27 protein-coding genes and 2 tRNA genes are annotated in these 25,893 nt (G+C 72.8%); 6 read left to right on the top strand and 23 right to left on the bottom strand.

Features of this window, described 5'->3' with window-relative positions; genetic code table 11:
- Positions 1 to 101: 101 nt before the first annotated feature.
- The 11 genes from ruvB to pgsA form a co-directional block, all read right to left on the bottom strand.
- Positions 102 to 1,178, bottom strand: a complete 1,077-nt coding sequence (gene ruvB / locus ACIP37_RS19470; RefSeq protein WP_363583074.1) for a Holliday junction branch migration DNA helicase RuvB — start codon at positions 1,176 to 1,178, stop codon at positions 102 to 104.
- Positions 1,179 to 1,224: 46 nt separating this feature from the next.
- Positions 1,225 to 1,836: a Holliday junction branch migration protein RuvA gene (ruvA, locus tag ACIP37_RS19465; protein WP_063346808.1), complete on the bottom strand. Its 612-nt coding sequence runs from the start codon at positions 1,834 to 1,836 to the stop codon at positions 1,225 to 1,227.
- Entirely contained in the window at positions 1,833 to 2,375 is a 543-nt protein-coding gene (gene ruvC, locus ACIP37_RS19460) for a crossover junction endodeoxyribonuclease RuvC (protein WP_363618240.1), read from the bottom strand. The genes ruvA and ruvC overlap by 4 nt, the downstream gene beginning before the upstream one ends.
- A 165-nt stretch (positions 2,376 to 2,540) precedes the next feature.
- A complete protein-coding gene (locus ACIP37_RS19455) occupies positions 2,541 to 3,299 on the bottom strand; it encodes a YebC/PmpR family DNA-binding transcriptional regulator (protein ID WP_363583070.1) in 759 nt (252 codons plus the stop codon).
- Positions 3,300 to 3,379: 80 nt separating this feature from the next.
- Positions 3,380 to 3,997: a pyridoxal 5'-phosphate synthase glutaminase subunit PdxT gene (gene pdxT, locus ACIP37_RS19450; protein ID WP_063350971.1), complete on the bottom strand. Its 618-nt coding sequence runs from the start codon at positions 3,995 to 3,997 to the stop codon at positions 3,380 to 3,382.
- Between the two features lie 90 nt (positions 3,998 to 4,087).
- The gene (pdxS, locus tag ACIP37_RS19445) at positions 4,088 to 4,999 is read right to left on the bottom strand and encodes a pyridoxal 5'-phosphate synthase lyase subunit PdxS (RefSeq protein WP_063346811.1); all 912 of its coding nucleotides are present in this window, start codon (positions 4,997 to 4,999) and stop codon (positions 4,088 to 4,090) included.
- Positions 5,000 to 5,127: 128 nt separating this feature from the next.
- On the bottom strand, positions 5,128 to 5,628 hold the full coding sequence (locus ACIP37_RS19440) for a hypothetical protein (RefSeq protein ID WP_063350972.1): 501 nt from the start codon (positions 5,626 to 5,628) through the stop codon (positions 5,128 to 5,130).
- Positions 5,629 to 5,702: 74 nt separating this feature from the next.
- On the bottom strand, positions 5,703 to 6,068 hold the full coding sequence (locus ACIP37_RS19435) for an isomerase (RefSeq protein WP_363583066.1): 366 nt from the start codon (positions 6,066 to 6,068) through the stop codon (positions 5,703 to 5,705).
- A gap of 84 nt (positions 6,069 to 6,152) precedes the next feature.
- Positions 6,153 to 7,337, bottom strand: a complete 1,185-nt coding sequence (locus ACIP37_RS19430; protein WP_363583064.1) for a glycosyltransferase family 4 protein — start codon at positions 7,335 to 7,337, stop codon at positions 6,153 to 6,155.
- 40 nt (positions 7,338 to 7,377) lie between these two features.
- The gene (locus ACIP37_RS19425; protein WP_400803624.1) at positions 7,378 to 8,364 is read right to left on the bottom strand and encodes a phosphatidylinositol mannoside acyltransferase; all 987 of its coding nucleotides are present in this window, start codon (positions 8,362 to 8,364) and stop codon (positions 7,378 to 7,380) included.
- Positions 8,365 to 8,380: 16 nt separating this feature from the next.
- A complete protein-coding gene (pgsA, locus tag ACIP37_RS19420; RefSeq protein ID WP_363583060.1) occupies positions 8,381 to 9,028 on the bottom strand; it encodes a phosphatidylinositol phosphate synthase in 648 nt (215 codons plus the stop codon).
- A 255-nt stretch (positions 9,029 to 9,283) separates the two neighbouring features.
- On the opposite strand from pgsA, the gene ACIP37_RS19415 reads away from it, so the two are divergent.
- Positions 9,284 to 11,332: an elongation factor G-like protein EF-G2 gene (locus ACIP37_RS19415; RefSeq protein ID WP_400803628.1), complete on the top strand. Its 2,049-nt coding sequence runs from the start codon at positions 9,284 to 9,286 to the stop codon at positions 11,330 to 11,332.
- A gap of 5 nt (positions 11,333 to 11,337) precedes the next feature.
- Here the strand turns inward: ACIP37_RS19415 and ACIP37_RS19410 are convergent, their stop codons facing one another.
- Positions 11,338 to 11,745: a thiol-disulfide oxidoreductase DCC family protein gene (locus tag ACIP37_RS19410; protein ID WP_400803631.1), complete on the bottom strand. Its 408-nt coding sequence runs from the start codon at positions 11,743 to 11,745 to the stop codon at positions 11,338 to 11,340.
- Positions 11,746 to 11,951: 206 nt separating this feature from the next.
- On the opposite strand from ACIP37_RS19410, the gene ACIP37_RS19405 reads away from it, so the two are divergent.
- On the top strand, positions 11,952 to 13,592 hold the full coding sequence (locus ACIP37_RS19405) for a hypothetical protein (RefSeq protein WP_363583054.1): 1,641 nt from the start codon (positions 11,952 to 11,954) through the stop codon (positions 13,590 to 13,592).
- A gap of 69 nt (positions 13,593 to 13,661) precedes the next feature.
- Here ACIP37_RS19405 and ACIP37_RS19400 read toward each other — a convergent pair whose 3' ends face one another.
- The 4 genes from ACIP37_RS19400 to ACIP37_RS19385 all read right to left on the bottom strand — a co-directional run bounded on the left by ACIP37_RS19400 (position 13,662) and on the right by ACIP37_RS19385 (position 18,166).
- Positions 13,662 to 14,222, bottom strand: coding sequence for an HIT domain-containing protein (locus tag ACIP37_RS19400; protein ID WP_371516227.1), 561 nt, complete (start codon positions 14,220 to 14,222; stop codon positions 13,662 to 13,664).
- Positions 14,223 to 14,300: 78 nt separating this feature from the next.
- Entirely contained in the window at positions 14,301 to 16,280 is a 1,980-nt protein-coding gene (thrS, locus tag ACIP37_RS19395; RefSeq protein WP_363583050.1) for a threonine--tRNA ligase, read from the bottom strand.
- 87 nt (positions 16,281 to 16,367) lie between these two features.
- Positions 16,368 to 17,567: a hypothetical protein gene (locus ACIP37_RS19390; RefSeq protein ID WP_363627465.1), complete on the bottom strand. Its 1,200-nt coding sequence runs from the start codon at positions 17,565 to 17,567 to the stop codon at positions 16,368 to 16,370.
- Positions 17,568 to 17,611: 44 nt separating this feature from the next.
- Positions 17,612 to 18,166, bottom strand: a complete 555-nt coding sequence (locus ACIP37_RS19385) for a DUF4365 domain-containing protein (RefSeq protein ID WP_363583046.1) — start codon at positions 18,164 to 18,166, stop codon at positions 17,612 to 17,614.
- Between the two features lie 151 nt (positions 18,167 to 18,317).
- Between ACIP37_RS19385 and ACIP37_RS19380 the strand changes: the two genes are divergently transcribed.
- Positions 18,318 to 19,085: an exonuclease domain-containing protein gene (locus ACIP37_RS19380; protein ID WP_363583044.1), complete on the top strand. Its 768-nt coding sequence runs from the start codon at positions 18,318 to 18,320 to the stop codon at positions 19,083 to 19,085.
- 78 nt (positions 19,086 to 19,163) lie between these two features.
- On the opposite strand, the gene ACIP37_RS19375 is transcribed toward ACIP37_RS19380, so the two are convergent.
- The 3 genes from ACIP37_RS19375 to ACIP37_RS19365 form a co-directional block, all read right to left on the bottom strand.
- Positions 19,164 to 19,235, bottom strand: a tRNA-Val gene (locus ACIP37_RS19375).
- Positions 19,236 to 19,445: 210 nt separating this feature from the next.
- A tRNA-Val gene (locus ACIP37_RS19370) sits at positions 19,446 to 19,517 on the bottom strand.
- Between the two features lie 78 nt (positions 19,518 to 19,595).
- Positions 19,596 to 20,033 (bottom strand): TIGR02611 family protein, encoded by a 438-nt coding sequence (locus ACIP37_RS19365; protein WP_363618226.1) that lies wholly within the window; start codon positions 20,031 to 20,033, stop codon positions 19,596 to 19,598.
- A 195-nt stretch (positions 20,034 to 20,228) separates the two neighbouring features.
- Between ACIP37_RS19365 and ACIP37_RS19360 the strand changes: the two genes are divergently transcribed.
- Positions 20,229 to 20,642 (top strand): SsgA family sporulation/cell division regulator, encoded by a 414-nt coding sequence (locus ACIP37_RS19360; protein WP_030056266.1) that lies wholly within the window; start codon positions 20,229 to 20,231, stop codon positions 20,640 to 20,642.
- A 404-nt stretch (positions 20,643 to 21,046) separates the two neighbouring features.
- On the top strand, positions 21,047 to 21,616 hold the full coding sequence (locus tag ACIP37_RS19355) for a CGNR zinc finger domain-containing protein (RefSeq protein ID WP_363627464.1): 570 nt from the start codon (positions 21,047 to 21,049) through the stop codon (positions 21,614 to 21,616).
- A gap of 43 nt (positions 21,617 to 21,659) precedes the next feature.
- Here the strand turns inward: ACIP37_RS19355 and ACIP37_RS19350 are convergent, their stop codons facing one another.
- Positions 21,660 to 22,124, bottom strand: a complete 465-nt coding sequence (locus tag ACIP37_RS19350) for a hypothetical protein (protein WP_363583040.1) — start codon at positions 22,122 to 22,124, stop codon at positions 21,660 to 21,662.
- Positions 22,125 to 22,234: 110 nt separating this feature from the next.
- On the opposite strand from ACIP37_RS19350, the gene ACIP37_RS19345 reads away from it, so the two are divergent.
- Positions 22,235 to 22,735 carry a DsbA family protein gene (locus ACIP37_RS19345; protein ID WP_363583038.1) on the top strand — a complete coding sequence of 167 codons (501 nt, stop codon included), beginning with the start codon at positions 22,235 to 22,237 and terminating at the stop codon, positions 22,733 to 22,735.
- Positions 22,736 to 22,747: 12 nt separating this feature from the next.
- On the opposite strand, the gene ACIP37_RS19340 is transcribed toward ACIP37_RS19345, so the two are convergent.
- The 3 genes from ACIP37_RS19340 to ACIP37_RS19330 are packed head-to-tail and all read right to left on the bottom strand — an operon-like array spanning position 22,748 to position 25,576.
- A complete protein-coding gene (locus ACIP37_RS19340; protein ID WP_400803638.1) occupies positions 22,748 to 23,590 on the bottom strand; it encodes a GNAT family N-acetyltransferase in 843 nt (280 codons plus the stop codon).
- Positions 23,591 to 23,645: 55 nt separating this feature from the next.
- Entirely contained in the window at positions 23,646 to 24,476 is an 831-nt protein-coding gene (locus tag ACIP37_RS19335; RefSeq protein WP_400803641.1) for an aminotransferase class IV, read from the bottom strand.
- 38 nt (positions 24,477 to 24,514) lie between these two features.
- The gene (locus tag ACIP37_RS19330) at positions 24,515 to 25,576 is read right to left on the bottom strand and encodes a chorismate-binding protein (RefSeq protein ID WP_363618218.1); all 1,062 of its coding nucleotides are present in this window, start codon (positions 25,574 to 25,576) and stop codon (positions 24,515 to 24,517) included.
- Positions 25,577 to 25,893 lie beyond the last annotated feature (317 nt).

Below are 25,893 nucleotides of genomic sequence, written 5' to 3'. Positions count from 1 at the left end.
TGCACAGTTTCCCCGGACTTCGCCCCCGGCTCGCACGCGGGCCACTCACCGGGGTGGCGCATCGGACGCCTCCCGGGAACCGGCGGGCGGCGATCACCCGTTCAGCCCTCGTCGGCCCGGAGGAGTTCGGATTGCGCGGGCACGGCGCCCCGGTTGGCCTGGACCGGCGGGGTCAGCCCGAGGTGCTGCCAGGCCGCCGCGGTGGCGATCCGGCCGCGCGGGGTCCGGGCGAGCAGGCCCTCGCGGACCAGGAAGGGCTCCGCCACCTCCTCGACCGTCTCGGACTCCTCCCCCACCGCGACCGCGAGAGTCGACAAACCGACCGGTCCGCCGCCGAACAGCCGCAGCAGCGCGGTCAGCACCGCGCGGTCCAGCCGGTCCAGACCGCGGGCGTCCACCTCGTAGACGTCCAGCGCCCGGGCGGCGATCTCCGCGGTGACCTGGCCGTCGTGCCGCACCTGCGCGAAGTCGCGGACCCGGCGCAGCAGCCGGTTGGCGATGCGCGGCGTCCCCCGCGAGCGGCCGGCGATCTCGGCGGCGCCGGCCGGGTCGATCTCCACGTCCAGCAGGGTGGCCGAGCGGCGCACCACCCGTTCGAGCTCGGCCGGGGCGTAGAACTCCATGTGCCCGGTGAAGCCGAAGCGGTCGCGCAGCGGGGGCGGCAGCAGGCCGGCCCGGGTGGTGGCGCCGACCAGGGTGAAGGGCGGCAGTTCCAGCGGGATGGCGGTGGCGCCCGGGCCCTTGCCGACGATCACGTCGACCCGGAAGTCCTCCATCGCCATGTAGAGCATCTCCTCGGCCGGACGGGACATCCGGTGGATCTCGTCGAGGAAGAGCACCTCGCCCTCGGCGAGCGAGGAGAGGATCGCCGCGAGGTCCCCCGCGTGCTGGATCGCCGGACCGGAGGTGATCCGGATCGGGGCGCCCAGCTCGGCGGCGATGATCATGGACAGGGTGGTCTTGCCCAGCCCGGGCGGCCCGCTGAGCAGCACGTGGTCGGGCGCGCTGCCGCGCTTGCGGGCCGCCTGGAGCACCAGGGACAGCTGCTCGCGCACCCGCTCCTGACCGATGAACTCGTCCAGCACCTTGGGGCGCAGCGCCGCCTCGACCGCCTGGTCCTCCCCGTCGGCGGCGGCCGTCACCAGCCGGTCGCCCGGGTCCGAGTCGTACGGACTCATCAGCACATGCTCCAAAGTCGACAAGAGGACAGATCGCCAGATGGCTTTAGCGGGATCGGTTGAGGCCGCGCAGGGCGAGCCGGAGCAGTGCGCCGACGTCCGGCGTCTGCTGGGCCTCCGCCTCGGGGGTGACGGCCACGACCGCCTCGTCCGCCTCGCGCGGAGCGTAGCCGAGACCGGTCAGCGCCGAGTGCAGCTGCTCGCTCCAGGGGGCCGGACCGCTCGCGATCGGCTTCTGCGCCGGCACCGCGCCGTGCGGGGCTCCCAGCTTGTCCTTGTACTCCAGCAGCAGCTTGGCGGCCTTCGCCTTCCCGATGCCGGGCACGGCCACCAGCGCCTTCTCGTCGCCGCCGGCCACCGCGGCCCGCAGCGCGTCGGGGCTGTGCACCCCGAGGATCGCCTGCGCCAGCTTCGGGCCGACGCCCGGCGCGGCCTGGAGGATCTCGAAGACGGCGCGCTCGTCGTCGTCCGCGAAGCCGAACAGGGTCAGCGAGTCCTCCCGGACCACCAGCGAGGTCGCGAGCCGGGCGGGCTCACCCAGCCGGAGCCCGGCCAGCGTGTTCGGCGTGCACTGCACGGCCATGCCGACCCCGCCGACCTCGACCACGGCGAGTCCGGAGGAGATGGCCGCCACGGGCCCTTGCACGAAGGCGATCACCGGCTGCTTCCTTTCAGGGGGGTGGCGCGGGCCGCCCGTACCGCGGCCTCCAGGCGGTTGACCGCCCCGCCGCGCCAGATGTGGCAGATGGCCAGCGCCAGCGCGTCGGCGGCGTCGGCGGGCTTGGGCGGGGCGTCCAGCCGCAGCAGGCGCTGCACCATGGCCGTGACCTGCGCCTTGTCGGCCCGGCCGGAACCGGTGACGGCGGCCTTGACCTCGCTCGGGGTGTGCAGGGTGACCGGGATGCCGCGCCGGGTGGCGCAGAGCATCGCGACCGCGCTGGCCTGGGCGGTGCCCATCACCGTCCGGACGTTGTGCTGGGCGAACACCCGCTCGACGGCGACCAGCTCCGGCTCGTGCTCGTCGAGCCAGGCCTCCATGCCCTGCTCCACCAGCAGCAGCCGCCGCCCGATCTCGTCCTCGGCGGGGGTGCGCACCACGCCGACCCCGACCATCCGCAGCGGCCGCCCCGGCGCACCCTCGACCACGCCGATCCCGCACCTGGTCAGCCCCGGGTCCACGCCCAGTACCCGTACCACAGCCCCGCCTCTCGTTGGTCGCCGCCCGCCTCCGGGCGCTCCGGCCCGGGCACGCCCTCCGGCCCACGGCGGGCGACCTGCGAAGGCTACCGTCCGGGTCCGACAGCGCCCGCAAAGACACCGGCCCGGCGGTCGGAAGACCGCCGGGCCGGGGAGTGAGAACGATCACTCGGCGTCGAGCTGCGCACCGACCTCGTCGGAGATGTCGAAGTTGGCGAAGACGTTCTGCACGTCGTCGCTGTCCTCCAGCACGTCGATCAGCTTGAGGATCTTGCGGGCGCCGTCGACGTCCAGCTCGACCTGCATGCTCGGGAGGAAGTTGGCCTCGGCCGAGTCGTAGTCGACGCCGGCGTCCACCAGCGCGGTGCGCACGGCGACCATCTTGGCGGCCTCGGAGACGATCTCGAACGAGTCGCCGAGGTCGTTGATCTCCTCGGGCTCCTGGTCGAGGACGACCTCGAAGAGCTTGTCCTCGTCCACGCCGTCAGCCTTGGGGACGATCACGACGCCCTTGCGGGTGAACAGGTACGACACCGAGCCCGGGTCGGCCATCGAGCCGCCGTTGCGGGTCATCGCGACGCGCACGTCGGAGGCGGCGCGGTTGCGGTTGTCGGTGAGGCACTCGATCAGGACGGCGACGCCGTTCGGGCCGTAGCCCTCGTACATGATGGTCTGGTAGTCGGCGCCGCCGGCCTCCAGGCCGCCACCGCGCTTGACGGCGCGGTTGATGTTGTCGATCGGGACCGAGCTCTTCTTCGCCTTCTGGATGGCGTCGTAGAGGGTCGGGTTGCCGGCCGGGTCGGGACCGCCGGTGCGCGCCGCCACCTCGATGTTCTTGATCATCTTGGCGAAGAGCTTGCCGCGCTTGGCGTCGATCACGGCCTTCTTGTGCTTGGTGGTAGCCCACTTAGAGTGGCCGGACATTCGCCAGCTCCTTTACGTCGCCAAAGGGAAATGAAACAGATGAGATCTTACCGGTGTCGTCACCGGAAAGGCGCACACGGTCAGCGCCGCCCCAGGTGCTCCTCGACCATCGCGACGAAGTAGGCGTGCACGCGGTGGTCGCCGGTGAGCTCCGGGTGGAAGGAGGTCGCCAGCAGGTTGCCCTGGCGCACGGCCACGATCCGGCTCTCCGGACCGTCCGCGGCGGGCAGCTCGGCCAGCACCTCGACACCCGCGCCGACGCCCTCGACCCAGGGGGCCCGGATGAAGACGCCGTGCACCGGCGCGTCGCCCAGGCCCTCGAAGGCGACACCGGACTCGAAGGACTCGTTCTGGCGGCCGAAGGCGTTGCGGCGCACGGTCATGTCGATGCCGCCGACGGTCTCCTGGTCGTCCCGGCCGTCCAGGATCTTGTCGGCCAGCATGATCATTCCCGCGCAGGTGCCGTACACCGGCATCCCGGCGGCGACCCGCTCGCGCAGCGGGTCCATCACGCCGAACAGCAGCGCCAGCTTGGACATGGTGGTGGACTCCCCACCGGGGATCACCAGCGCGTCGACCTCGGCCAGCTCCTCGGCACGGCGCACCGGGCGGGCGAGCGCGTCTGCCTCGGCCAGCGCGACCAGGTGCTCGCGGACGTCACCCTGGAGGGCGAGGACGCCGATGACTGGAGTGCTCACGGTCTTCAACCTCGTTAGATCGTTCTACGGATGTACGTGACGCGGCCCGCCGCGCGCCGAGGCGCTGCGACGGGCCGGCACAAGGGGCGACTACCAGCCGCGGTTGGCGTAGCGCTCGGTCTCCGGCAGGGTGTCGCAGTTGATGCCGACCATGGCCTCGCCGAGGTTGCGGGAGGCGTCCGCGATGATCTTCGGGTCGTCGAAGAAGGTGGTGGCCTTCACGATGGCGGCGGCGCGCTTGGCCGGGTCGCCCGACTTGAAGATGCCCGAACCGACGAAGACGCCCTCGGCGCCGAGCTGGCGCATCAGCGCGGCGTCGGCCGGGGTGGCCACGCCACCGGCGGAGAACAGCACGACCGGCAGCTTGCCGAGCTCGGCGACCTCCTTGACGAGCTCGTACGGGGCGCGCAGCTCCTTGGCGGCGGCGTACAGCTCGTTGTTGTCGAAGCCGCGCAGCTTGGCGATCTCGTTCTTGATCTGGCGCAGGTGGCGGACGGCCTCGACGACGTTGCCGGTGCCGGCCTCGCCCTTCGAGCGGATCATGGCCGCGCCCTCGGCGATGCGGCGCAGGGCCTCGCCCAGGTTGGTGGCGCCACAGACGAAGGGGGTGGTGAAGGCCCACTTGTCGGAGTGGTTGACCTCGTCGGCCGGGGTCAGCACCTCGGACTCGTCGATGTAGTCGACGCCGAGCGACTGGAGGACCTGGGCCTCGACGAAGTGACCGATCCGCGACTTGGCCATCACCGGGATGGAGACCGCCTCGATGATCTCCTCGATCATGTTCGGGTCGGACATCCGGGCCACGCCGCCGTCCTTGCGGATGTCGGCCGGAACCCGCTCCAGCGCCATGACGGCCACCGCGCCGGCGTCCTCGGCGATCTTGGCCTGCTCGGCGTTGACCACGTCCATGATCACACCGCCCTTGAGCTGCTCGGCCATGCCGCGCTTCACCCGGGCGGTACCGATCTGCGGCTGGTCTGCGGTGGTGGGGGTGGTGGACACGTGAGACCTCACTCGAAGATGAACCAGTGCTATCGCCCTATGGTAGGCGGAACGGGTGACGCAACCATGCGCCACCAAGTCCAGCCCGGACGACGGGATGCGACAAACGGGCCGTATCCGAGCACAGCCTAGGCGGGTGCCCCTTCGGGCGTGAGCGCGGGCGGCGGGGCATCGTCCATCTCGAACGCCAGCGGGAACGGGGCCTTCCCCGCCAACCGGAAGTACCGCACCAGACGGTGTTCGCGCACCGCCCGCGCCGCCCGCACCGCGTCGTTGTGGAACCGGCGCGCCATCGGCGCCCGGCGCACCGCCGCCGTCAGGTCGCGCACCGCGTCCTCCCCGCCCGGCTCCGCCACCAGCGCCGCCACCTGCTCCGGCTCGGCGAAGACCGCCCGCAGCGCCAGGCTCAGCTGGCTCTCCGCCACCTCACGCTGGTCGTCCTCGGCCTGCCGGGCCGCGTGCGCCGCGTCCAGCAGCAGCAGCGAGGCCGCCGGGTCCAGCAGCGAGGACGTGGCCAGCTCCATCGCCACCGAGGCCCGACGGACCAGCTGCGCGTCCAACGCGGCCCGCGCCGCGTCGATCCTGGCGTGCAGCCGGTCCAACCGACCGGCCGTCCAACTCAGGTACATGCCGAAGAGCACCACGGCCACGCCGGCCCAGATCCAGGTAGTCACGGGGCGCAACGCTACCGGGTGTCACCGGCTCAGCCCTCCGCGCTCGCGCTCCGGTAGGACCCGCGGTCGATGTCGGAGACGTTCACCGCGGTGTGCAGCCGGGTGCCCGGCGCCGGCGCGACGTGCTCCGCCAGCAGCGCCAGCACGCCCTCGCTGAGCGCCGCCTTCGCCTCCGGCGTACGGCCCGGGAAGATCTGGAACTCGACGTACACCTGCGCGGCGGCCCCCTCGCCCTCCCCCACCACGAAGTCGTCGTTCTGCCGGAACAGCGTCTTGCACGCCTCCGGCTTCGCGTCGATCGTCCCCACCGCGAGCCGGTTGATCGCCACGCCCAGCGCCCGGCGGTCGAAGGAGCCGGCCAGGCTCGGCGAGTAGTCGACGGAGATCTGCGGCATCGGTGCCCCCATGCGTCGTGCCCGAATACGGTCGACCGACCCTAACGCCGCCGACACCCCGGAAAAGTCCCGGGCCCGCCGGCCTCAGTCCCGGGCCAGCCCGAACCGGCCGCGCCGGCCGCCGCGCACGTCCTCCTCGACCACCGCCGCGGCCCCCGCCGCCACCGTCTCGTACACCGCCAGGATGTCCGCGCCGACCGTCGACCAGTCGAACCGCCGCACGTACCGCGAGGCGGCCTTGCTCAGCTCCCCCAGCCGCCCCGGATCGCCCAGCAGCCGCAGCGCCGCAGCGGCCAGCGCGTCCGCGTCCTCCACCGGGAACAGCTCGCCCGCGTCCCCGCCGTCCAGCACCTGCTTGAACGCGTCCAGGTCGCTGGCCAGCACCGGGGCGCCCGCCGACATCGCCTCGACCAGGATGATCCCGAAGCTCTCGCCACCGGTGTTCGGCGCCACGTACAGGTCCACGCTGCGCAGCAGCCGGGCCTTGTCGCGGTCGCTCACCATGCCGAGGAACTCCACCTGACGGCGGACCTCCGGCGCCAGGCCGGCGACGGCCTCCTCCTCGTCCCCCTTGCCCGCCACCAGCAGCCGCACGCCCGGCCGCTCGGCCAGGATCTTCGGCAGCGCCGCCAGCAGCGTCGGCAGGCCCTTGCGCGGCTCGTTGATGCGGCCGACGAAGCCGATCGTGCCCGGCTCCCCGGCCGCCGCACCGCCGCACCAGCGCTCATCCGGCTCGGCGTCCGCGAAGAAGCCGACGTCCACGCCGTTCGGGATCACCACCGCGTCGCCGCCCAGGTGCTCCACCAGCGTCCGCCGGGCGTACTCCGACACCGCGATCCGGGCCCGCATCTTCTCCAGGCCGGGCTGCAGGATCGGCGAGGCCGCGATCATCGCCCGCGAGCGCGGGTTGGAGGTGTGGAACGTCCCCACCATCGGCCCGGACGCCGACCAGGCGGCCAGCATCGACACGCTCGGCGCGGCCGGCTCGTGCACGTGCAGGATGTCGAACCGGCCCTCGTGCAACCACCGCCGCGTCCGCGCCGCCGACAGGACGCCGAAGCTCAGCCGCGCCACCGACCCGTTGTACGGCACCGCCACCGCCCGCCCGGCGCCGACCACGTACGGCGGCAGCGCCTCCTCGTCCTCGGCCGGCGACAGCACCGAGACCTCGTGGCCCAGACCGATCAGGTGCTCGGCCAGGTCCCGGATGTGGAACTGCACCCCACCGGGGACGTCCCAGTCGTACGGGCAGACGATGCCGATCTTCACGGATTCCTCATGCTCCTTCGGGTACTCCTGCTGGCCGGGATCAGGACCCGGAGGCCTCGGCCGCCGGCTCGCCGGCCGGCTCCGGCGCGGCCGCCCGGGCCGCCTCGGAGTGCGGCGCGGCCGCCTCCTCCACCGTCTCACGGACCGGGAGGTCGGCCAGCCAGAACCGCTGCAGCATGTGCCAGTCCTCGGGGTGCTCGCGGATCGCCTCCTCCCACACCTGCGCCAGCGCCTGCGTCATCACCTGCGTCCGCTCCTTGCGGTCGCCCTCCTGCGGCACCGGCACCTCGGGGTGGATCCGCGCCCGCATCACCGGGCCGTCGTACCAGAGCGTCACCGGCAGCAGCGCCGCCCCGGTGCGCTGGCACAGCGCCGCCGGACCGGCCGGCATCCGGGTCGCCTCCCCGAAGAACGACACCTCCACGCCCGCCTCCGAGAGGTCCCGGTCCCCCACCAGGCAGACCAGCCGGCCCTCGCGCAGCCGTCGCGCCAGCGTGCCGATCACGTTCGCCCCGCCCCCGGTCAACGCCAGGACCTCCATGCCCTGGCCCTCCCGGAACTCCACGAACCGGTCGAACAGCCGCTCCGGCTTCAACCGCTCCGCGACCGTGGTGAACGGGAAGCCCAGCTGCGCCACCCAGGTGCCCGCCAGGTCCCAGTTGCCCATGTGCGGCAGCGCGATCACCGCGCCCCGACCGGCCTCGATCGGCGCGCGCAGGTTCTCCAGGCCTTCCGACCGGACATCCCGGGCCACCCGCTCCCTGCTCCAGACCGGCAGCCGGAACGACTCCATCCAGTACCGCAGGTACGAACGCATCCCGGCCCGGGACAGCGCCCGCAGGCCCGCCTCGTCCAGTCCCGGACGGACCCGGCGCAGGTTCGCCTCCAACTGGAGCACCCGCTTGCCCCGCCGGCGCCAGGCGTGGTCCGCCAGCCGGTCGAACAGGCCCCGCGCCACCCGCTCCGGCAGGTGCTTCAGCACCGCCCAGCCCAGCGCGTACGCCCAGTACACCAGTCGGTCCGTCACCGCAGGACGCCCCCCATCAGCTCCCGGCCGCCGCTCGGTCGGCCTCGAACGCCTCCCGGCGCACGGTCAGCATGCGCTGGAACACCGTCACCAGACTGCCCACCGCCACCAGCCACAGCGCCACCGGCAGCAGCCACTCCACGTACGGCACCCCGAACTTGTGCAGACCCGCGACCCCGGCCGCCACCAGGCTGGCCACCAGCCGCTCGGCCCGCTCCACCAGCCCCGACACGTCGCACGGCAGCCCCTGGCTCTGCGCCCGCGCCTTGGTGTACGACACCACCAGCCCGCTCGCCAGGCAGCAGATCGCCACCGCGCACAGCAGGTTGTCGTCACCCTTGCCCGCGTACCACATCGCCAGACCACCGAAGATCGCCGCATCCGCGACCCGGTCCAGCGTGGAGTCCAGGAACGCCCCCCACCTGGTGCTCCGGCCCAGCTGGCGGGCCATGTTCCCGTCCACCAGGTCCGAGAAGATGAACAGCGTGATCGTGATGGTGCCCCAGAAGAACTCCCCGCGGGGGAAGAACACCAGCGCACCGGCCACCGAACCGGCCGTACCGATCAGCGTCACGGCGTCCGGGCTCACGCCCAGCCGGATCAGGAACGCGGCGAACGGGGTCAGAACACGTGTGAAGAAGGCACGCGCGTATTTGTTGAGCATGGCCTTCCCGACCGCTCCGATCTCCCTGGTACCCGCCTGGCGCAACACGCGCGGCAGACGGCCGGACGGATCAGCCCGTCCGGCCCACCCATCGTAGCCAGGCCGGAGGCACGCTCCGTCGCACGCACCGCCCGACGACACCCCGGCCACGTCCCACACACGGACGGTCACCGCCCACCCGTACGACACGCGCCGCCGCAGCACCCGCACCTACACTTTCGAAGGACAGCCCCGGCGCGACGGGAGGAGACCCCGATGCCCGACCGCAGCACGGCACGAGCCGCCCAGGCACCCGCCGTCACCGCCCCCCGGGACCTGCGCAACGTCGTCCTCATCGGCTCCAGCGGTGTGGGCAAGACCACGCTCGCCGAATCCCTCGCCCTCGCCGCCGGCGCCACCGGCCGGGCCGGTCGCGTCACCGACGGCACCACCGTCTCCGACCACGAGGACATCGAGCACCACCAGCAGCGCTCCGTCCAGCTCTCGCTGCTCCCGCTCGAATGGAAGGGCGTCAAGATCAACCTGATCGACCCGCCCGGCCACCCCGACTTCACCGCCGACCTGCGCGCCGCCCTGCACGCCGCCGACGCCGCCGTCTTCGTCGTCTCCGCCACCGACCCCGTCACCGCCCCCACCCGCGCACTCTGGCGCGAGTGCGCCGCCGAAGGCATCCCGCGCGCCATCGCCGTCGCCAAACTCGACCTCGCCCGCACCGGCTTCGACGACATCCTCACCGCCTGCCACGACGCCTTCGACCTGGGCCCCGACACCCTCCGCCCGCTCTTCCTGCCCGTCCTCCACGACGGCCGCCCCGACGGCAGCGTCGACCTGCTCACCGGCGACACCTACGGCCGGGCCGCTCCGCTGCCCGACACCGGGCCGGCCCACGACAGCCTCGTCGAGGCCATCTCCGGCCAGGACGACACGCTCATGGAGCGCTACCTCTCCGGCGACACCCTCGACACCGACGCCCTCGAAGCCGGCCTGCGCCGCGAAGTCCTCAGCTGCGCCCTCCACCCCGCCGTCCCCACCAGCGAGAACGGCCTCGGCGCCACCGAACTCCTCGACCTGATCGTCCACACCTTCCCCGACCCCGGCGAACGCACCCGCCCCGCCCCCGACTGCGACCCCGACGCCCCGCTCGCCGCCCAGGTCGTCCGCGTCACCGGCGACACCTACGTCGGCCGGATCAGCCTGCTGCGCCTGTACGCCGGCACCCTGCGTCCCGACACCCGCATCCACCTCGCCGGCCCCGCCCACAGCGCCGACCAGAACGGCGACGAACGCGTCACCGCCCTCAGCAGCCCCTTCGGCAAGCTCCAGCGGCCCGTCCCGCACGCCGTCGCCGGCGACCTCGTCTGCATCGCCAAGCTCACCACCGCCCGCGCCGGCGACACCGTCCACGACCCCGGCCACCCCGTCGACCTCGCCGGCTGGGCCCTCCCCGAGCCCCTGCTCCCGATCGCCGTCGAAGCCCACAGCAAGGCCGACGACGACAAGCTCTCCCAGGCCCTCACCCGCCTCACCGCCGAGGACCCGGCCCTACGCCTCGAACAGAACCCCGACACCCACCAGCTCGTCCTCTGGTGCACCGGCGAGGCCCACGCCGAGGTCGTCCTCGACCGCCTGCGCACCCGGCACGGCGTCCACGTCGACACCGTCGAACCCCAGGTCGCCCTCCGCGAGACCTTCGGCACCGCCGCCGCCGGCCACGGCCGGCTCGTCAAGCAGTCCGGCGGCCACGGCCAGTACGCCATCTGCGACCTGGAGGTCGAACCCCTCCCGGCCGGCTCCGGCTTCGAGTTCCAGGAGCACGTCGTCGGCGGCGCCGTCCCCAAGCACTTCATCCCCTCCGTCGAGAAGGGCCTGCGCGCCCAGCTCGCCAAGGGCGTCGCCACCGGCCACCCGCTCGTCGACGTCCGGGTCACCCTCACCGACGGCAAGGCCCACTCCGTGGACTCCTCCGACGCGTCCTTCCAGGCCGCCGCCGCCCTCGCCCTGCGCGACGCCGCCGAACACGCCGTCATCCGGCTGCTCGAACCCGTCGCCGCCGTCGCCGTCCTGCTGCCCGACGACTACCTCGGCGCCGTACTCGGCGACCTCTCCGCCCGCCGCGGCCGCGTCCTCGGCACCGAGACCGGCGGCCCCGGCCTGACCCTGCTGCGCGCCGAGGTCCCCGAACTCGAACTCGTCCGCTACCCGGTCGACCTGCGCTCACTCACCCACGGCACCGCCGAGTTCTCCCGCGCCTACCTGCGCCACGAACCCATGCCGACCGCCCTGGCCACCCGCTACACCGGCTGAGCGCCCTACCGCCGCGGCAGCGCGCACGCCGCCGTACCCCCCGGCATCCGGTGCCGGTTGCGCGCCACCCAGCGGTACGCCAGGCCCGCCACCGGCCGCACCGGCGCCGACGCCAGCACCGCCCCCAGGTACGCCCACGCGCCGCCCGAACGCATCAGCAGCCGCGCCACCGCCTGCGCACCCCCGTACACCCGGCCCGCCGGCGTCACCCACAGCACCTCGCGCTCCGCCCGCTCCGCGGTCACCTCGCCCAGCCCGCCCGCGCGCGCGTCCAGCGCCGCCAGGTCCTCGAACTGGAACGGCACCGCGTCCCAGCCCCCCGAGGCCAGCGTCTGCCGCAGATAGCGCTCCGCCCACCGCACGCAGGACGAACAGAACGAACAGTCCCCGTCGAACACCAACACCGGATCCATCGCCCGGGCTCCCTTCCTGGCCGTCACGGCCATCCTGCACCACCCCGACGACCGCCGCCGACCGGGTATCGACCAGCCCGAAGCTGGGCATCATGCCTCTCAAGCCCAGGCGCGGCCCGATCGTGACGGCACTTCAGACGATCATGCGCGCGGCGACACCGCGGCACGATAACCTGCCGCTGACAAGGGGAGGAGGGGACGCCACCGTGACCACACTCGACATGACTCCGGGTGCGCAGATACCCCGCACCGACGCCGGGCCGCAAACCGGAGTCACCCCGGCGCTCTCCTCGGTCGCGTACCGCGACGGCAAGATCGAGGACTTCGTCGGCAAGGTCACCGCCGCGACCCACAAGAAGCCCCGGTTCAAGCTCTTCGAGGCGAACCTCGGCGAGGCGTTCAGCGCCGCCGTCATCTCCCGCACCGTCGGTGCCGGGCGCAAGCCGATCGTGCCCTCGTTCGGCACCGACACCCGCCAGATCGTCGAACACTGCCTGGCCGCACAGGAGTTGCGGGCCGCGCGGGACCGCAAGCTCACCGTGGTCACCGTGCTCTTCGGCCTGCTCGCCCTGCCCGGCACCCTGATCTGGATCGGTGCGTTCTACCTGCGCATCTACCTCATGAAGGGCAAGGCCCTCCAGGACGAGCTCTACGGCGCCCTCGCGCTCCTGGCCGCAGCCGTGGTCTCCGTCCTGTTCCTCGTCAAGCCCCCCGCCCACGGCCCGCTCGGCGTCTACCTGCGCGTCGCCATGATCCCGCCCATCATCGGCGGGATCCTCGCCCGGCGCATCGTGCTGCGCTCCACCAAGGAGCTCCGCGAGCGCTGGCTCGCCCTCGCCGAGGGCAGCTCCGTCGCCGCCACCGTCTCCAAGGCCGTCCCCCGCGACGACCTCGACAAGAAGGCCGTCGACCTGCGCGACAAGCTCGCCCGCATGGAGGCCGAGCAGGAGACCAACGTCCAGCACTACGCCGGTCCCAAGGGCATCCTCGGCGTCGGCAAGCGCTGGGGCGAATGGCGCCTGGTCGACGTGATGCGCCCCGCCGCGGGCCACTCCGACTTCCGCGCCTTCCACCCCTGGGACCTCGTCCGGAAGATCTCCTCGCACCTCAAGGGGCTCGCCGTCAGCGAGGTCGCCAACAGCGGGATGACCAACATCACGGTCAAGCAGTGGGCGGTCCTCGAAATCGGCGAGAACGCCGACGAGATCTCCCGCCCCGGCAACGCCGACATGGACGGCGACCGGATGCGCGACTTCGCCCTCCAGACCATCGCCGACAAGCAGACCTTCGCCGGCGGCGGCCCCCGGCACTACCTCGCCACCCAGTTCATCACCTTCGACGGCAAGCTGATCATCACCTTCACCGTCACCGTCACCCTGCTCGCCAACACCCTCACCGTCACCGTCGCCGGCTACGCGCTCGGCCCGGTCAACGGCGTCTTCTCCGACAAGCCCTCGGCCAAGGAGAAGACCGTCCAGAAGACCGGCAAGTTCTGGGAGGAGCGCACCGTCAAGCTCCCCCTGATCGACAACGACGAGGTGGTCCGCCAGGCCCTGCGCGCGCCGCTCACCCGCGCCCCCGGGCTGCTCTCCTGGCTCGGCGGCGGCCTGGGCCTGCCCGAGCCGTTCGGCTTCCGGCACGCCTGGGCGAGCCCGCCGTGGGGCAGCCGGTTCATGACCGACAACGCGCTCAACGCCTCCGTCCCGGTCCTCGGCGCCGTGCACGCCGCCACCCTGGAGTTCCTGGAGGAGCACGACCTGGACACCGACCGCTTCAAGAACCGCGCCTCGATCATCAAGTCCGAGGCCCAGGGCACCCGCCCGTACAAGGTCGACCAGTTCGAGTGACCACGGCCCGCGCACGCCGGAGGGGCCCGCCACCGACTCAGCGGTGACGGGCCCCTCCGGCGTTCCCGATCAGTCCTGCGGCCAGGCCTCGGCCAGCATCTTCCGGGTGTCCGCCAGCAGTTGCGGCAGCACCTTGGTGTGGCCGACCACCGGCATGAAGTTGGTGTCCCCGCCCCAGCGCGGCACCACGTGCTGGTGCAGGTGCGCCGCGATCCCGGCACCGGCCGCCGCGCCCTGGTTCATCCCGATGTTGAACCCGTGCGCCCCCGAGGCCGCCCGCAGCGCGGTCATCGCCCGCTTGGTGAAGTCGGCCAGCTCGGCCGTCTCCGCCTCGTCCAGGTCGGTGTAGTCCGCGACGTGCCGGTACGGGACCACCATCAAGTGGCCGCCGTTGTACGGGTACAGGTTCAGCACCGCGAACACGGCGGCGCCCCGGGCGATGACCAGCCCGTCCTCGTCGCTCAGCGCGGGGATCGAGCAGAATGGACAACCGTCGTCCGGAGCCGGACCGGTGGGCTTGTTCTCACCCTGGATGTAGGCCATCCGATGGGGGGTCCACAGGCGGCGGAAGCCGTCCGGCTCCCCGACGCCCCGCTGCAGTTCCGGCTCAGTCGTCATGCTGATCAGCATATTCGCCCAACGCTGCTTGCAAAGCCGCGCGGGGCGGACTCATCGAGAGCCCGCCCCGCGCGTGGTGGTCCGAAGGCGTCACACCTGGACGCGGTTCCTCACCGCGTCCACGATCTCGGCGACGGCGTCCGCCACCGGCACGCCGTTCTTCTGCTCGCCGTTGCGGTACCGGAAGGACACCGCGCCCGCCTCGACGTCGTCGTTGCCGGCGATCAGCATGTACGGAACCTTGCTCTTCTGAGCGTTCCTGATCTTCTTCTGCATGCGGTCGTCCGAGGTGTCCACCTCGACCCGGATCCCGTGCTTCTTCAGCCCGGCCGCGACCTCCAGCAGGTACGGCACGTGCTCGTCGGTGATCGGGATGCCGGTCACGGTGACCGGGGCCAGCCACGGCGGCATGGCGCCGGCGTAGTGCTCCAGCAGCACCGCGAAGAACCGCTCGATGCTGCCGAACAGCGCGCGGTGGATCATGACCGGCCGCTGGCGCGAGCCGTCCGCCGCCGTGTACTCGAGATCGAAACGCTCGGGGAGGTTGAAGTCGAGCTGGATCGTCGACATCTGCCAGGTCCGGCCGATCGCGTCGCGCGCCTGGACCGAGATCTTCGGGCCGTAGAAGGCCGCGCCGCCCGGGTCCGGCACCAGCGGCAGCCCCTGCTTCTCGGCCACGCTGGCGAGGACGGCGGTGGCCTCCTCCCAGGTCTCGTCCGAGCCGACGTACTTGACCGGGTCCTTGGTCGACAGCTCCAGGTAGAAGTCGGTCAGACCGTAGTCGCGCAGCAGGTTGAGCACGAAGGTCAGCGTCGAGTCGAGCTCCTCCGCCATCTGCTCGCGGGTGCAGTAGATGTGCGCGTCGTCCTGCGTGAAGCCGCGGGCGCGGGTCAGGCCGTGCACCACGCCGGACTTCTCGTACCGGTACACCGTCCCGAACTCGAAGAGGCGCAGCGGCAGTTCACGGTACGAGCGGCCGCGCGCGTCGAAGATCAGGTTGTGCATCGGGCAGTTCATCGGCTTGAGGTAGTAGTCCACGCCCTCGTCGAGCTGCATGGGCGGGTACATACCGTCCGCGTACCAGTCGAGGTGGCCGCTCTTCTCGAAGAGCTTCCCCTTGGTGGCGTGCGGGGTGTAGACGAACTCGTAGCCCTCCTCCTCGTGCCGCTTGCGCGAGTAGTCCTCCATCGCCCGGCGGATGATGCCGCCCTTGGGGTGGAAGACGGCGAGGCCGGAGCCGATCTCCTCGGGGATGGAGAAGAGGTCGAGCTCGTTGCCGAGCTTGCGGTGGTCGCGCTTCTCGGCCTCGACCAGGAAGTCGAGGTGGGCCTTGAGCTCGTCCTTGGTGGGCCAGGCGGTCCCGTAGATGCGCTGCAGCATCGGGTTCTTCTCGCTGCCGCGCCAGTAGGCGGCCGCGTTGCGCATCAGCTTGAACGCCGGGATGTACCGGGTGCTGGGCAGGTGCGGGCCGCGGCAGAGGTCGCCCCAGCACTGCTCGCCGGTCTTGGCGTCCAGGTTGTCGTAGATGGTGAGCTCGCCGGCGCCGACCTCGACGTCGGCTCCCTCGCCGGCGGTGGCGGCGGAGCCCTTGAGGCCGATCAGCTCCAGCTTGTACGGCTCGGCGGCCAGCTCCTCGCGGGCGGACTCGTCGGTGACCACGCGGCGGGAGAACTTCTGCCCGCGCTTGATGATCTCCTGCATCCGCTTCTCGATGGCCTTGAGGTCATCGGGGTGGAAGGGCTTCTCGACGTCGAAGTCGTAGTAGAAGCCGTCCTTGACCGGCGGGCCGATGCCGAGCTTGGCCTCGGGGTAGAGCTGCTGCACGGCCTGCGCCATGACGTGCGCGGTGGAGTGGCGCAGGATGTCCAGGCCGTCCTTGCTGCCGATCGCGACCGGCTCGACCTCGTCGCCGTCCTGGACGGCGTACGCGAGGTCCTTGAGCTGGCCGCCGACGCGGGCGGCGATGATCGAGCGGTCGTCGGCGAAGAGCTCGGCGGCCGTAGTGCCCGTGGTCACCACGCGCTCTTCCCGATCGGGTTCGCGGTTGATGATTACCCGGACGTCCGTCACCGGTCTCTCCTGACGTGCTGGATTCAGAGGACGCAACACTGCGCTGCGCGTGACGATGGTACCGAGCGCGTCGACCCGGCCGCGCACCTACGCCCCCTCTCCCCCTTCCCCGAGGCCTCCGTCGAGCTCTTCGCCGAGCTCTTCCCCGAGTCCCTCGCCGAGGGACTTCAGCAGCCGCTCGCGGTCGGCGTCCTCCCAGCCGCACAGTTCCAGGCCCTGCGGCCGGGTGAGCCGACGGAAGCCGCCGCGGCTCTCCAGCCGGCCGGCGACCCGGACCGGCAGGCCCGCGAGGTGGGCCTCGGCGGCGAGCCGGTAGTCGGGGTCGGGCAGGCGGAGCTTGAGTTCGCGGACTTCGGCGCCGCCGAGGACGCGCAGCCGCACCGCGCCCGGTCCGGCCGGGTCGGCGCGCTTGAGCCGGACGACCACGCCGACGACGGTGACGGCGACGGCGGGCTCGATCCGTTCGAGCAGTTCGGCGGCCTCGGTCAGGGCGGGCAGGTCGCCGGGCGAGAAGTCGAGGACGACCCGGCGGTCCCCGAAGCCGCCCGGGGTCCCCGCGGCGGCGGACCAGGCGACGGTCAACCGGGCCGCCGTCGCGCCGCGGACCAGGTCCTCCACGGACTGGACGAGTTCCCGGCTGACTCCGGCCTGGACGGCGTTCTCGAAGGCCTCGGGCCCCCCGCTGACCCGGCGGTAGTCGACGGCGTCGCGCAGTGCCTCCAGGGCGCGGACCAGGGTGGTGACGGCGGCCCGGCCCTCGGGCGCGGGGGTGTAGGCGGTGAGGGCGGCGCCCTGCTCGACGACCAGGACGCGGTCCAGGAAGTCCCCGGCGTGCGCGTCCAGCCGGGCGCCGAAGTAGGCGGCCGTGGCCCGGCCGGCCTTGGCCCCGGCGGCGAGCATCGCGCGGGCCGCCCGCTGGAGCCGCTCGGCGTCGTCCCAGGTGGCGGCCTCGGCGGGGCCGGCCGGCTCCCGGTGCCAACGCAGTTCGTCGCCGGGGACGGCCAGTGCGAGCAGGATGGCGCGGGCGGACGGGGTGGAGGAGCGGGACAGCGCGGTGACGGCGTCGGCGAGGAGGTCGACGGCGTCGTCGAAGCCGTCCCCGGCGGGGACGAGGACGCTGGTGCCGGACTCGTCGTCGGGCGGCGTCCAGCGGCCGTAGCGGGCGGCGGGGCCGCCTCGCCGGACCCAGCCGTGCCGGGCGAGCAGGGTGGCGAGCACCGCCGGGTCGACGGCGGCGGGGTCGGGCAGGGCCTGGACCGGCTCGCCGGGTGCGTGCGGCGGTGTCATGGGTGCTGCTCCTCGCTGCCGGGGGCCGGGACCGGGGCGGGCGGTCACGGGCTGCCACCCGCGCCGACCCGGGCCATGATGTCGCAGAGCGCGCGGTCGTCGAAGACCTTGCCGGTGGGGACCCGCACGTTGGTGCGCCGCTGTCCGGTGACCGGGTGGCCGGCCAGGTTGACCCAGTAACAGCAGTGCCGCAGTTCCAGCGCGTCCGGGCGGGCGTGCAGCCAGCGGTCGACCCGCCGCGGCAGCAGCATCACGACCAGGATGCGCGGCACGGCGACCCTCGCCCGGGCGAGCTTGCGCAGGTGGTCGTTGTCGAGGGTGAAGCTGAAGAACGGCCCGGTCGGATCGGCCGCGATCTGCTGGGTGGCCTTCAGCTGGATCTTGATGGTGACCTCGTCGTCCACCTCGTGCGCCCGGGAGCCGTGGCTGACCTGCCAGTCGATCCCGTTGTCCGGGAACGGCTGGGAGAGCGAGCAGCCGGCCGCGGCGGCGACCGCGTGCAGGTAGCCGACCTGCAGCGTCTCCATGCAGGCGGTGACCGCCAGGTTTCCCCGTAGAACGGCCGCCGCCTCCTCGGGCTGCGGCTGCGTCAGTGCCATCGCCCCGTGGCCTCCCCCTGCTCCGGGCCCGTCCGGATCGGAACGGCGGGCCCACGGGCAGGATCCCCGGTCGGGCTTGCGCCAAACGGTTGAACGGGTGTCAGAACCGGGTATCAACCGGGCGCGCGGAACGCTCGCCTGAGGGGCAGTCATGCAGCAGCACTGGTACACCGGCCCACTCGCCTCCTTCGACACCGAGACCACCGGCGTGGACGTCGAGTCCGATCGGATCGTCTCGGCCGCCCTGGTCGTCCAACTCGCCCCGGGTCGGCCGGTGCAGACCACCACCTGGCTCGCCGATCCGGGCGTCCCGATCCCGGACGGCGCCCGGGCGGTGCACGGCATCACCGACGAGCACGCCCGGACGCACGGCCGCCCGGTCGGCGCGGTGGTGGCGGAGGTCACCCGCGCGCTGGCGGACCAGGCGCGGGCCGGGCGCCCGGTGGTGGTGATGAACGCGCCGTACGACCTGACGCTGCTGGACCGGGAGCTGCGCCGCCATCACGGGCTGACGCTGACCGGCGGGGTGGGCACGGCCGGGCTGGTGGTGCTGGATCCGCGGGTGCTGGACAAGCACGTGGACCGCTACCGCAAGGGCCGTCGAACGCTGACCGACCTGTGCGCGCACTACGGCGTGGAGCTGGCCGGGGCGCACGACGCGGCGGCGGACGCGACGGCGGCGCTGGCGCTGACCCGGCGGATAGGCGCCCGCTACCCGGCGGCGCTGGGCGAACTGACGGCGGCGGAGCTACACCTGCGGCAGGCGGTCTGGCACGCGGCGCAGGCGCGGGGGCTGCAGAACTGGTTCGACCGGTCGGGGACGCCGGAGCGGGTGGACCCCTCCTGGCCGCTGCGGCCGGCCCGGTGCGGCTGCGGCCGCCGGCTGGAGCCCGAGCACGGCTGCGAGGCGGCGGCGTAGCGGCGGCCGGCAGGCGCCGGTCCCGAACGCGCCGCAGGCCCTGACCGGTTTCCTGGTCAGGGCCTGCGTGCTGTCCGGTGGGCGATACTGGGATCGAACCAGTGACCCCTTCGGTGTGAACGAAGTGCTCTCCCGCTGAGCTAATCGCCCGGGCAACGAGAAGAACTGTAGCACCATTTGGCGGTCGTCGTACAACTCGTCCCTTCCGGGTACTGCTGGCGCATCCGCAGAACTCGCGCTCCACGCGGAAGATGACTGAGCCTCAGTCGCATTCCGGATGGTTCTTCGGATGGATTCCGGAAATACACGTGAGGCCCAGCCGATAATCGGCTGGGCCTCACGTATCACAATGCATTCCGGTGGGCGATACTGGGATCGAACCAGTGACCCCTTCGGTGTGAACGAAGTGCTCTCCCGCTGAGCTAATCGCCCGGGTGCAGGGAAAACATTACCGCATCCCGGAGGGTGGTCCGAACACCCTGGTCACGGCAGCCCCCGGCCCCGGGCCGCTCAGCTCTCGCCCGCCGTCCAGGGGACGTCCAGGCCGTAGCGGGCGAAGTACCAGCCGCCGATCCCGACGACCGCGGCGAGGCCGATGGCGGTGACGGTGAGGTTGCGGCGGCGCACCCGCGGGTCCAGGGCGCGGTGGGCGGCCTCGGCGACCTTGCGGCGGCTCCACCGCAGCACCAGCCGGGCCCAGTCGAACTCGGTGGCCCAGACCCCCATGCCCAGGAAGATCACCACCCAGCCGGGGCCGGGCAGCGGCAGCATGATCACGCCGAGGACGACCACGGCGAGGCCGGCCAGGAAGATCGCCACCTGCCAGGTGAGGTGCAGCGGCCGCGAGCGGCGGACGAACGCCGGGGCGCGGGAGCCGGCCGCGTCATCCGCCGTGACCGGTTCACCCGATCCCGTGTTCTTGGCCGTCTTGTCGTTTCGCACAGTCATGCCAGGAAACTAACCAAGAAGCGGCCCGGTAATGCCCGACCGGGCCACTCCGGGATGATTCCGCAATGCGCCGTAAGGGGTACGACTCGCGCCCGAATCGGGACAGAGGGGTTTACATCGGGCTTGGGGGTGGGATGGTCCGTTCGCCGACGTGCGATTCCCCGAGCGCACACTGAGCGAAAGGCCATGGCGCTTATGAACACCACGGTCAGCTGCGAGCTGCACCTGCGCCTCATCGTGTCCAGCGAGTCCTCACTGCCCGTCCCCGCGGGCCTGCGCTACGACACCGCCGACCCCTACGCCGTGCACGCCACGTTCCACACGGGCGCCGACGAGACCGTGGAGTGGGTGTTCGCCCGAGATCTCCTCGCGGAGGGGCTGCACCGACCGACCGGTACCGGCGACGTCCGGGTCTGGCCGTCCCGCAGCCACGGGCAAGGGGTGGTCTGCATCGCGCTGAGCTCTCCGGAAGGAGAAGCCCTGCTCGAAGCCCCGGCCCGGGCGCTTGAGTCATTTCTCAAGCGGACGGACGCCGCGGTGCCCCCCGGCACCGAACACCGCCACTTCGACCTCGACCGGGAGCTGTCCCACATCCTCGCCGAAAGCTGATCCCGCCCGGAGGCGGTCACGCCCCGCCATCGGCGGGGTGGTACCTCCTGCCGTCACCGCTGCCGTCCTACTCGGGGGCACGGCAGCAACTCAGCCGCGCGCGACGCGGCCTCGGGGCCGGTGGACGGCCCGATCCCACCGGATCGGGTCCGCGACACTGCAGGCGCCCGGCAACGAGGCCGGCCATCCATACGGGTGGCCGGCCTCGCTGCCGGGCGCCCTCGGCATTTCGGGGGGTCCTTCGCGGGCCCGGCCGCCCGGACGCCGTCCGCTTCACGGCACTCTGACGGAATCCGTACACGCCTTCGAAAGAACCCGCCGCCCTTCCGCCGCACGGCCCGGTATGGTCTGGGGTAACCGTGGACGCGGGGTTCCGGAGTCCCCCTGCGCGAGGAGTCCCCAACGTGCTGATCACCCATGACACCGAGTGCGCGCTGAGCATCCTCGTCGAGCTGCTCAACACCGCGCCCGAGGTGTGCGGCACCGAGCGGCTGCCGGACGTGGCCGCACTGGACGCCTTCGTGGTCGGCCAGGAGATCAGCGAGATCGACTCGCTCACCGAGAACGACCTGCGCAAGGTGCACGACCTGCGCACCCGGCTGCGGGAGGTGTTCGGGACGGAGTCCACCGCCGAGGCCGCCGAACTGGTCAACCGGATCGTCGCGGCCGCCGGTACGACGCCGCGGCTGACCAACCACGACCACCACGACTGGCACATCCACTACTTCGCGCCGCACGCCGCGCTCGGCGACCACCTCGCCGCCGAGCTGGGCATGGCGCTGGCCTTCATCCTGATGGCGGGCGAGCGGGAGCGGTTGCGCCGGTGCGAGGCACCGGACTGTGCCCGGGTCTTCGTGGACCTCTCCCGCAACCGCTCCCGGCGCTACTGCGACAGCCGCACCTGCGGCAACCGGCTGCACGTCGCCGCCTACCGAGCACGGCAGCGCTCGGCGGAGGCCGTGCCCTCCGCCTGACGCCGACCCCCGCGGGGGTTCGGATGCCGCGTTCGGATGCCGCTCAGATGCCGCGCTTGCGGAGGATCTCCTCGATGTCGGAGAAGTCGCCGAGGCCGTCGTCCCGCTTGCCCGCCGCGGGTTTGCCCGTCGCCGGCTTCTTCGGCGGGGTGGCCGCCACCGCCGGGCGCTCGGGCGCGGCACCGGCGGCCGCCGGGCGGTCCGGGGCGGCGTCCACGGCGCCCCGGCGGCCCACCCAGCGCGTCGTCACCAGCAGGAGCGCGGAGAGGCCGAGCAGCACGATGCCGGTCCAGACCCGGGGGTCGAACACCAGCCTCGTCGCCCAGTCGGCGAACTCGCTGCCGATCGTCCGGGCCACCGGGAACAGGCCGGTCAGGTAGAGCCCGGCGGGCACCAGGGCCACCGCGAACCAGCGGGTCGCGGACAGGAACCGCCGCCGGTAGGCCCGCAGGCCGGCCACGGCCACCCCGCCCGCCGTGAGCGCGAAGCTGGTCGCCGCCGTCAGCACGGCAGTACTCCTTCGCTTCCGGTCGTCCTGGTCATCACTGCCTCCCTGTCGGCCTTCGCAGGGGCGCACCGTCGGCCGGAGCGGGCGCCCACTAGTGAAACACTGGGGGAATGATCGATGGTTCCCTCCCCCGGCTCGAGTTCTGGTGCGACCTCCAGTGTCCGGACTGCCGCACCGCGCTGGACGACGTACGGGCGCTGCGCGCGCGGTACGGCGACGCGCTGCCCGTCGAGGTCCGCCACTTCCCGCTGGAGAAGCACAAGCACGCCTACGCGGCCGCGGAGGCCGCCGAGGAGGCGTTCGCGCAGGGGCTGGGCTGGCCGTTCGTGGAGGCGCTGCTGGCCCGGGTCGAGGAGTTGGACGCCCGCGGGCAGCAGGTGCTGCTGGAGGTGGCCCGGGCGGTCGGGGTGGACGTCGAGGAGGTCGACACCGCGCTGATCGACGGCCGGCACATGCTCACCGTGGACGCCGACCAGGCCGAGGGCCGGGCGATCGGGGTCACCGGTACGCCGACGTACGTGATCGGCGGTCAGCGGCTGGACGGCGGGCAGAGCCAGGACGGCCTGCGGGACCGCATCGTGGCCGCCATCGAGGCGGCGGCGGCTTCCTGACGTCATGTCGGGTCACAGCGGCTTTCCGTAGATGCGGTTGGTGACCCGGTAACCGAGCGAGGCGTAGAGGCGGATCGCGACCTCGTTCCCGGCGAACACGTTGAGGCCGAGGTCGCGCACGCCGGCGGCCAGGCACTCGCGCTCGGCGAGCAGCATCAGCGTGCGGCCGTGGCCCCGGCCCCGGCGGGCCGGGGACACCTCGACGGTCATCACCCAGGCGAGCGGCCCGCCGTTCGGCAGGTCGCGCCGGTGGAAGTCCACCCAGAGCGAGCCGAGCGGCTCGGCTTCACCGTCCGCGCGCAGGCGGCGCAGGGCGACGCCGGGGCTGTCGGCGCCCTGCGGGAGCTGGCGCCGGTGGTCCAGGTGGGACCTGGCGCGGGCCTGCTCCTCGCTGAGTCCGGACTCCACGAGCGAGCGGAGGTAACCCCGGGCGGCCCGGTCGAGCCAGGCCTGGAACTCCGGGGGCTCGATCCGGTCGGCGGTGATGCCGGCGGGCAGGGTGGGGGCGGTGGTCAGCCGCTTGGCCAGGTTCCGCATCCGCTCGGTGTAGCCGAGGGTGGTGGCGAGCCCCCGGGCGATCCGCGCCGTCTCGGGGATGTTGGCGTCCACCCGGGTGCAGTCCCAGTTGCGCAGCACCTCCTCCGCGGCCAGCGCGCCGAACGTGCCGCGGCCCCGACCGCGGCCTTCCCTGACCTCCAACTCCGATATCTCGCCCCAGAGTTGGCTGCCGTGCGGGATGGCGGTGGTGCGCAGCGCGCCGACCTGGCGGCCGTTGGCGCAGATCTGCCAGCGCCTGGTGCGGCCGCCGGCGTCGGTGGGTGTCTCCGGGCCCTCGGGGCGCAGCGTCGTGGTCATGTGGTGGTCCCTTCCCCGCGCCCGGGCCCCTATGCCCTGGTTGCCGCTTCGGGGATCACGGGTCGAGGTCGTCGCCGCTGCGTTCGGCGAAGACGGCCATGGCCTTGGCGGTGACGGGGCCGATGCCGGGCAGCTCGCGGTCGTCCACCCGGGTCACGGCCTGGACGTCACGGGTGGTGGAGGTGAGGAAGACCTCGTCGGCGTCCCGGAGGGCGCTGAGCGGCAGGTCGGTCTCCTCGGCACCGCACCAGTCGACGACCAGCTGACGGGTGATGCCGGCCAGGCAGCCGGAGCCGAGGGTGGGGGTGAGCAGGCGACCGCCGAGGACGACGAAGACGTTGGAGCCGGTGCCCTCGCAGAGCAGGCCGGCGGTGTTGGCGAGCAGGGCCTCCGAGGCGCCGGCGCGGTGGGCGGCGGCCAGGGCGACGACGTTCTCGGCGTACGAGGTGGTCTTGAGGCCGGCGACAGCGCTGTGCTCGTTGCGGCGCCACGGGACGACGGCGGCGGCGGTCTCGTCGGGGCGGCGGTTGATCGCGCCGAGGGCGACGACGAGGGTGGGGCCTGCGGTGCCGCGCTCGGAGCCGAGCGGTGAGGTGCCGCCGGTGTAGGTGACGCGCAGGCGGCCGAGCGGGGCCGGGTTGGCGGCGAGGACCTGGGCGCAGGCCTCGCGGACCAGGTCGTGGTCCGGGTCGGGCAGGCCGAGGCCGCGGGCGGAGCGGGTGAGCCGGTCGAGGTGCCGGGTGACCGCGAAGGCCCGGCCGTCGGTGGCCTTCATGGTCTCGAACACCCCGTCGCCGGTGGTGAGTCCGTGGTCGAGGACCGAGACGGCGGCGTCGGCGGAGTCGACGAGCGCCCCGTTGACCCAGCTCGTGGTCGGGTTCTGCATCGAGGGCTGCTCCTAGGACGAGGTGGGGGCGGGGCGGTTCATGCGCCCGTCGGGTCGGTGTCGCTGCCCGACGCTATCGCGACCAGGCGGGCGGCCTTCAGTTCGGTTTCCGCCCACTCGCGGTCGGGGTCGGAGCCCCAGGTGATGCCGGCGCCGGTGCCGAAGCGCAGCACGGGCGCCTCGGGGTCGGTCCGGTCGAGCCAGAAGGTGCGGATGCCGACGGCGAGTTCGCCCTCGCCGCGGTCGGCGTCGACCCAGCCGACGGCGCCGCAGTACGGGCCGCGCGGGGCGGTCTCCAGGGCGTCGATGATCCGCAGGGCGCTGGACTTGGGGGCGCCGGTGACGGAGCCGGGCGGGAAGGTGGCGGCGAGCAGCTCGGGCCAGCCGGCGCCCTCGCGCAGGGTGCCCTCGACGGTGGACACCAGGTGGACCAGGCCGGGGTGCTTCTCGACGGCGCACAGGTCGGGGACGGTGACGCTGCCGGTCGCGCAGACCTGCCCGAGGTCGTTGCGGACCAGGTCCACGATCATCACGTTCTCGGCGTGGTCCTTGTCGAGGAGGTCGTCCTCGGTGCGGCCGGTGCCCTTGATCGGGCCGGAGGAGACGGTGCGGCCGGCGCGGCGCAGGTACAGCTCGGGCGAGGCGGTGGCGATCTCGACGCCGTGCCCGGGCAGGCGGATGGTGCCGGCGTAGGGGGCGGGGTTGCCGTGGGCGAGGAGGCCGGTGAGGGCGTCGACGTCGCTGCGGGCCGGGTCGGGCAGCGGTGCGGACAGCACGCGGCAGAGGTTCGCCTGGTAGACCTCGCCGGCGGCTATGTGTTCACGGATGCGGCGTACGCCCGCGGTGTAGGCGGAGCGGTCCAGGGAGCTGTGCCAGTCGCCGGCCCCCGGTCCGCGCCAGCCGGCGCCCGAGGGCGGCGCGGGGGCGGGGCGGACGTCGTCGAAGCGGGCGCAGGTCAGCCGGCCCTCGAAGTCGTAGGCGACGGCCCAGTAGCCGGTGGAGTCCAGGGCGGCCGGGTCCGAGGTGACGTCGCGCAGCCCGGTGGCCAGGCGGCCGCCGAAGCGGGCGAGCGGGGTGCTGGGTTCGGTGGGGCCGGACACGGTTCTCCTGCGCGGTGGTGCTGGGCGGCGGTGCCTGAAGTGTAGGTCGGGGGTGCGGGCCCGGCGCGGGGGTGTGACGCGGGGGCGTGAGCACTGCTCGGCATCGCGCGGGTGTGCACCGGGTGGCCTGCGGATGATCGTCCGGAAGCACCGCAGGTGGCGGCCGGTGGCCGGGCCGAGGGGTCGGCGGGGAGGCGCTCGGCGGGCATCCCATCGGCACGCTGCGGGAACGGATTTTTAGCTGGCCCGGGAATCCGCTAGAGTTCAACACGTCGCCAGGGAGCGCAGCCGAAGAAAAGCGGTGAAGGTCCCGGGAG

The sequence above is a fragment of the Kitasatospora sp. NPDC088861 genome (assembly GCF_044750105.1).
GTDB lineage: Bacteria > Actinomycetota > Actinomycetes > Streptomycetales > Streptomycetaceae > Kitasatospora.
The sequence above is the reverse complement of the archived record's forward strand: the minus strand, read 5'-3'. Positions and strand labels throughout refer to the sequence as shown.

Bases quoted from the DNA above. Each gene is read 5' to 3' on its own strand.
- pgsA (WP_363583060.1), bottom strand. From the start codon at position 9,028: ATGCTCAACAAATACGCGCGTGCCTTCTTCACACGTGTTCTGACCCCG.
- ACIP37_RS19380 (WP_363583044.1), top strand. From the start codon at position 18,318: ATGCAGCAGCACTGGTACACCGGCCCACTCGCCTCCTTCGACACCGAG.
- ACIP37_RS19435 (WP_363583066.1), bottom strand. From the start codon at position 6,068: ATGCCGCAGATCTCCGTCGACTACTCGCCGAGCCTGGCCGGCTCCTTC.
- ACIP37_RS19400 (WP_371516227.1), bottom strand. From the start codon at position 14,222: ATGCTGATCAGCATGACGACTGAGCCGGAACTGCAGCGGGGCGTCGGG.
- ACIP37_RS19385 (WP_363583046.1), bottom strand. From the start codon at position 18,166: ATGGCACTGACGCAGCCGCAGCCCGAGGAGGCGGCGGCCGTTCTACGG.
- ACIP37_RS19390 (WP_363627465.1), bottom strand. From the start codon at position 17,567: ATGACACCGCCGCACGCACCCGGCGAGCCGGTCCAGGCCCTGCCCGAC.
- ACIP37_RS19415 (WP_400803628.1), top strand. From the start codon at position 9,284: ATGCCCGACCGCAGCACGGCACGAGCCGCCCAGGCACCCGCCGTCACC.
- ACIP37_RS19440 (WP_063350972.1), bottom strand. From the start codon at position 5,628: ATGTACCTGAGTTGGACGGCCGGTCGGTTGGACCGGCTGCACGCCAGG.
- ACIP37_RS19365 (WP_363618226.1), bottom strand. From the start codon at position 20,033: ATGACTGTGCGAAACGACAAGACGGCCAAGAACACGGGATCGGGTGAA.
- ACIP37_RS19340 (WP_400803638.1), bottom strand. From the start codon at position 23,590: ATGACCACGACGCTGCGCCCCGAGGGCCCGGAGACACCCACCGACGCC.
- ruvB (WP_363583074.1), bottom strand. From the start codon at position 1,178: ATGAGTCCGTACGACTCGGACCCGGGCGACCGGCTGGTGACGGCCGCC.
- ACIP37_RS19410 (WP_400803631.1), bottom strand. From the start codon at position 11,745: ATGGATCCGGTGTTGGTGTTCGACGGGGACTGTTCGTTCTGTTCGTCC.
- ACIP37_RS19335 (WP_400803641.1), bottom strand. From the start codon at position 24,476: ATGCAGAACCCGACCACGAGCTGGGTCAACGGGGCGCTCGTCGACTCC.
- ACIP37_RS19345 (WP_363583038.1), top strand. From the start codon at position 22,235: ATGATCGATGGTTCCCTCCCCCGGCTCGAGTTCTGGTGCGACCTCCAG.
- ACIP37_RS19360 (WP_030056266.1), top strand. From the start codon at position 20,229: ATGAACACCACGGTCAGCTGCGAGCTGCACCTGCGCCTCATCGTGTCC.
- ACIP37_RS19455 (WP_363583070.1), bottom strand. From the start codon at position 3,299: ATGTCCGGCCACTCTAAGTGGGCTACCACCAAGCACAAGAAGGCCGTG.